5 protein-coding genes and 1 pseudogene are annotated in these 4,777 nt (G+C 63.5%); 1 reads left to right on the plus strand and 5 read right to left on the minus strand.

The features are described 5' to 3' along the window. The coding region (locus VN004_RS01215) for a hypothetical protein (RefSeq protein WP_325606284.1) at positions 1-625 on the plus strand (625 nt) is incomplete at its 5' end. 85 nt (positions 626-710) lie between these two features. Here the strand turns inward: VN004_RS01215 and VN004_RS01220 are convergent. The 5 genes and pseudogenes from VN004_RS01220 to VN004_RS01240 form a co-directional block, all read right to left on the minus strand. Continuing rightward, on the minus strand, positions 711-1,127 hold the full coding sequence (locus VN004_RS01220) for a F0F1 ATP synthase subunit epsilon (protein WP_325606285.1): 417 nt from the start codon (positions 1,125-1,127) through the stop codon (positions 711-713). Between the two features lie 102 nt (positions 1,128-1,229). Beyond that, positions 1,230-2,690, minus strand: coding sequence for a F0F1 ATP synthase subunit beta (gene atpD, locus VN004_RS01225; RefSeq protein WP_325606286.1), 1,461 nt, complete (start codon positions 2,688-2,690; stop codon positions 1,230-1,232). 17 nt (positions 2,691-2,707) lie between these two features. Next, on the minus strand, positions 2,708-3,109 hold the full coding sequence (locus tag VN004_RS01230) for an organic hydroperoxide resistance protein (RefSeq protein WP_325606287.1): 402 nt from the start codon (positions 3,107-3,109) through the stop codon (positions 2,708-2,710). Positions 3,110-3,125: 16 nt separating this feature from the next. After that, entirely contained in the window at positions 3,126-4,001 is an 876-nt protein-coding gene (locus VN004_RS01235; protein ID WP_325606288.1) for a F0F1 ATP synthase subunit gamma, read from the minus strand. A 160-nt stretch (positions 4,002-4,161) separates the two neighbouring features. Beyond that, positions 4,162-4,777 (minus strand): annotated as a pseudogene (locus VN004_RS01240) (F0F1 ATP synthase subunit alpha); the annotation flags it as partial.

Consider the following 4,777-nt stretch of genomic DNA (forward strand, 5'->3'; position numbering starts at 1 on the left):
ACGCGACGATCCGAAGAACGACGAGATCAAATGCATGTTCAGGGACGGCAGTCGGCTCACCTGTATCAAGCGCGACCTCGTGATGTTCGGCAAACCGGTCCGCACCAAGGATTACACGATCATACCGGTCTATGACGATTGCGGCGGTTCGGCCTGCGGGCTGTCGCAAACCACCTTGCTGATCGAAAAGGGCACGGAGACGAAGGTCGACCTGTCGCTCAGGCGCTTCTGCGTGCAATGCAAGGAGCAATTCGTGGCGCGGCCGGACCTCAACGAGATCGACATCGCGCTCGACCGCCGCGAGGGACACGAATTCAGTGCGTTGTTTCGCGACGGCGCGATCACAATCTCCAAGAAGCCGCTCGATCCGAACGAGCCGTTGTCCGACGACGATTGCAAGTCGCTGTACGAGGACGCGCTCGACAGCTGCATGGCCTATCATGCCAGGTGCCGCAACGTGGTCGCCGATCTTCCCGGCGCGACCCGGCGTTCGGTGAACTATATCGAGTCGATCTATGCGGCGTTTCCGAGCAAGGCTTTCGCGAGCGCCTGCGACACCGCATGCCGCACCAAGAAGCGGCCGGCGCGCGCCGCTTTCGACAAGGACGTTTGCCGGCGCAAGTGACGGCGGTTTCGGCGGGACTCCGCGCGGACAACAAAAAAGCCGGGCATGGCCCGGCTTTTTGCAACGTCAGCGTAGCGCCGCGCGCTCAATGCATCGCGGTGCCCTGCAGGTGATAGTCCAGCGCCTTGAAGTGATCGAGCCGGGCTATCTCCTTGTCGACCGCGTCGCTGGTTTCCTGCCGCATCTTCGCGACCTTGTCTTCCGCCGCCTTGATATGTTCGGCGAGCAGCTCGCGGTCGAACTCCTCGAGAGCGGTGGCCGAGTCGGCAAGGACGGTCAAGCCGCTCGGCGAGATTTCGGCAAAGCCGCCGAGGACGACGATCTTCATCTCGCCGCCGTCACGCTTGATCGTGAGAATCCCGGGACGCAACGAGGTCACCATCGGCGCATGACCGGCCAGCACACCGAAATCGCCCTCCGAACCGGGCACATCGACTTGCTCGACTTCGCCGGAAAGCAGAAGCCGTTCGGGGGAGACGAGATCGAAGTGAAACGTGGCCATGATGTCTATCGCTTTTTCCGCTCGTCACCCGCGGGCTTGACCCGCGGGCCCATCGATTTCGCAAGACGGATTGCCGGGTCAAGCCCGGCAACGACCTGAGAACTACGCCGCTTCCGCAGCGAGCTTCTTGCCCTTCTCGACGGCCTCTTCGATGGTGCCGACCATGTAGAAGGCCGCTTCCGGCAGGTAGTCGTACTTGCCTTCGCAAAGGCCCTTGAAGCCCTTGATGGTGTCGGCGAGTTCGACGAACTTGCCCGGCGAGCCGGTGAACACTTCCGCGACGTGGAACGGCTGCGACAGGAAGCGCTCGATCTTGCGGGCGCGCGCCACCGTCAGCTTGTCCTCTTCGGAGAGCTCGTCCATGCCCAGAATGGCGATGATGTCCTGCAGCGCCTTGTAGCGTTGCAGGATCTGCTGCACCTGGCGCGACACGTTGTAGTGCTCCTCGCCGACGATCATCGGCTGCAGCATGCGCGAGGTGGAGTCGAGCGGGTCCACCGCCGGATAGATGCCCTTTTCCGCGATCTGGCGCGACAGCACGGTGGTCGCGTCAAGGTGCGCAAAGGAGGTGGCCGGCGCCGGGTCGGTCAAGTCGTCGGCCGGCACGTAAATCGCCTGCACTGAAGTGATCGAGCCCTTGGTGGTGGTGGTGATGCGCTCCTGCAGCGCGCCCATGTCGGTCGCGAGCGTCGGCTGATAACCCACCGCCGAAGGAATACGGCCGAGCAGCGCGGACACTTCCGAGCCCGCCTGGGTGAAGCGGAAGATGTTGTCCACGAAGAACAGCACGTCCTGGCCCTGATCGCGGAAATATTCCGAAACCGTCAGGCCGGTCAGGCCGACGCGGGCGCGCGCTCCGGGCGGCTCGTTCATCTGGCCGAACACCAGCGCGCATTTCGAGCCGGAGGTGTCGCCCTTGTTCTCGTGCGGGTCCTTGTTGACGCCCGATTCGATGAACTCGTGATAGAGGTCGTTGCCCTCGCGGGTACGTTCGCCGACGCCGGCGAACACCGAGTAGCCACCATGCGCCTTGGCGACGTTGTTGATCAGCTCCTGAATCAGCACGGTCTTGCCGACGCCGGCGCCGCCGAACAGGCCGATCTTGCCGCCCTTGGCGTAAGGCGCGAGCAGGTCCACGACCTTGATGCCGGTGACGAGAATTTCCGCCTCGGTCGACTGGTCGGTGTATTTCGGCGCTTCGGCATGGATCGGGCGCTTGTCATCCGCCTTGATCGGGCCGGCTTCGTCGATCGGCTCGCCGACCACGTTCATGATGCGGCCGAGCGTGCCGGGACCAACCGGCACCGCGATCGGCAGGCCGGTGTCGGTGACTTCCTGGCCGCGGACGAGACCTTCGGTCACGTCCATCGCGATGGTGCGCACGGTCGATTCGCCGAGATGCTGCGCGACCTCGAGTACCAGCCGGTTGCCGCCGTTGTTGGTCTCCAGCGAATTCAGAATGGCCGGCAGATGACCGTCGAACTGCACGTCGACGACGGCGCCGATGACCTGCGTGATCTTTCCGGTTTTGTTGGGTTTGCCTGCGGTGGCTGGTGTGGCCATGTCGGTCTCCTTGAATCTCAGACTGCCGTCAATGTGACGGGAATGTTGCCCTTCGTTGCTTTCGAATACGGGCAGACGGTGTGGGCTTCCTCGATCAGCGCCTGAACCTTTGCCTTGTCGGCGCCGGGGATCGATACTTTGAGCTCGGCAGCAAGCGAGAAGCCGCCTTCGGTATTCAGCTTCACCTCGCAGGTGACTTTCGCGGCCTGGCCGTCGAGGCCGTGCTTCTTGGCGAGAACGAGGATCGCCTGTCCGAAACAGGACGACCAGCCAAGCGCGAAAAGCTGCTCGGGATTGTGGCCTTCGCCCGAGCCGCCGAGGTCCTTCGGCAGCGCCATGGCGAGCGCAAGACCGCCATTTTCCAGCACTGCGCGCCCGTTACGGCCGCCGGACGTCGTCGCCTTGGTGACGTAAGCCATCGCTTCGCTCCTATGGCTACAGGGCCTCGGCGCCCGAGATGATCTCGATCAGCTCTTTCGTGATCATCGCCTGACGCGTGCGGTTGTACGTGATGGTCTGCTTCTTGATCATGTCGCCGGCATTGCGGGTGGCGTTGTCCATCGCCGACATCTGTGAGCCGTAGAACGACGCGTTGTTCTCCAGGAGCGCGCGGAAAATCTGGGTCGCGACATAGCGCGGCAGCAGTTCCGCGAGGAGTTCGTCCTCGTCCGGCTCGTATTCGTAGACCGCGGCGGACGCGCCGGCCGCAGGCGCTTCGATTTTCGGCGGGATGATCTGCTGCGCGGTCGGGGTCTGCGCGATCACGGACTTGAACCGCGCATAGAACAGCGTCGCGACATCGAACTCGCCGCGATCGTACATGTCGATCACCTTGTTCGCGATCTCGGCGGCGTTGCCGTAACCGAGCACGCGGACATTCCGCAGCTCGATGCGATCGACGATGTTCTTTTCGTAGTTGCGGCGGAGCTGCTCGTAACCCTTCTTGCCGACGGTGAGGATCTTGACGTCCTTGCCTTCGGCCTGCAGGCGGCTGATGTGTTCGCGCGCCAAGCGCACGATCGAGGAATTGAATGCGCCGGCAAGACCGCGCTCGCCGGTCGCGACCACCAGCAGGTGAACCTTGTCGCTGCCGGTGCCGGACAGGAGCTTCGGGGCGTTGCCCGCTCCAGCCATGCCGGACGCGATGTTCTGCAGAACCGCTTCCATCCGTTCGGCATAAGGCCGTGCGGCTTCCGCCGCAGCCTGCGCGCGGCGCAGCTTGGACGCGGCCACCATCTGCATGGCCTTGGTGATTTTCTGCGTCGCCTTGGTCGCGGCGATGCGCACGCGCATGTCTTTGAGGCTGGCCATATCGTCTCGAACCTAAAACCTTGCTCCGGCCGTGTCCCTCCCCCCTTGCGGGGGAGGCTTAGGGAGGGGGGTAAGCAGCAAACGCTAGACCCTGCGGCTTACCCGCCTCCCGACCGGCCTTCGGCCGGTCGACCTCCCCCGCAAGGGGGGAGGCGAAGAACTACGCAAACGACTTGGCGTATCCGTCGACGACGCCCTTGAGCTGATCGGCGGCGGCATCGTCGAGATCGCGGGTGTCGCGGATCTTGTTCAGCAGATCGGAGTGCTTGCTGCGCAGGAGACCAAGCAGCCCGGTCTCGAACTCCTTCACCTTGTTGAGCGGCAGCGGATCGAGATAGCCGTTGGTGCCGGCCCAGATCACGCACACCTGCTCTTCCATCTTCAGCGGCGAGAACTGCGCCTGCTTGAGGAGTTCGGTCAGGCGCGCACCGCGGTTCAGCAGACGCTGCGTGGTGGCATCGAGGTCGGAGCCGAACTGCGCGAAGGCCGCCATTTCGCGGTACTGCGCAAGCTCGCCCTTGATCTTGCCGGCGACCTTTTTCATTGCCTTGGTCTGCGCGGACGAACCCACGCGCGACACCGACAGACCGACGTTCACCGCCGGACGGATGCCCTGATAGAACAGGTCGGTCTCGAGGAAGATCTGGCCGTCGGTGATCGAGATCACGTTGGTCGGAATATAGGCCGACACGTCGTTGGCCTGCGTTTCGATGACCGGCAGAGCGGTGAGCGAACCCGCGCCCTTCTCGTCATTCATCTTCGCCGCGCGCTCGAGC

This window comes from Pseudorhodoplanes sp., assembly GCF_035565855.1.
GTDB lineage: Bacteria > Pseudomonadota > Alphaproteobacteria > Rhizobiales > Xanthobacteraceae > Pseudorhodoplanes.

Coding starts and splice junctions, on each gene's coding strand:
- VN004_RS01230 (WP_325606287.1), bottom strand. CDS start 3,109: ATGGCTTACGTCACCAAGGCGACGACGTCCGGCGGCCGTAACGGGCGC.
- VN004_RS01235 (WP_325606288.1), bottom strand. CDS start 4,001: ATGGCCAGCCTCAAAGACATGCGCGTGCGCATCGCCGCGACCAAGGCG.
- VN004_RS01220 (WP_325606285.1), bottom strand. CDS start 1,127: ATGGCCACGTTTCACTTCGATCTCGTCTCCCCCGAACGGCTTCTGCTT.
- atpD (WP_325606286.1), bottom strand. CDS start 2,690: ATGGCCACACCAGCCACCGCAGGCAAACCCAACAAAACCGGAAAGATC.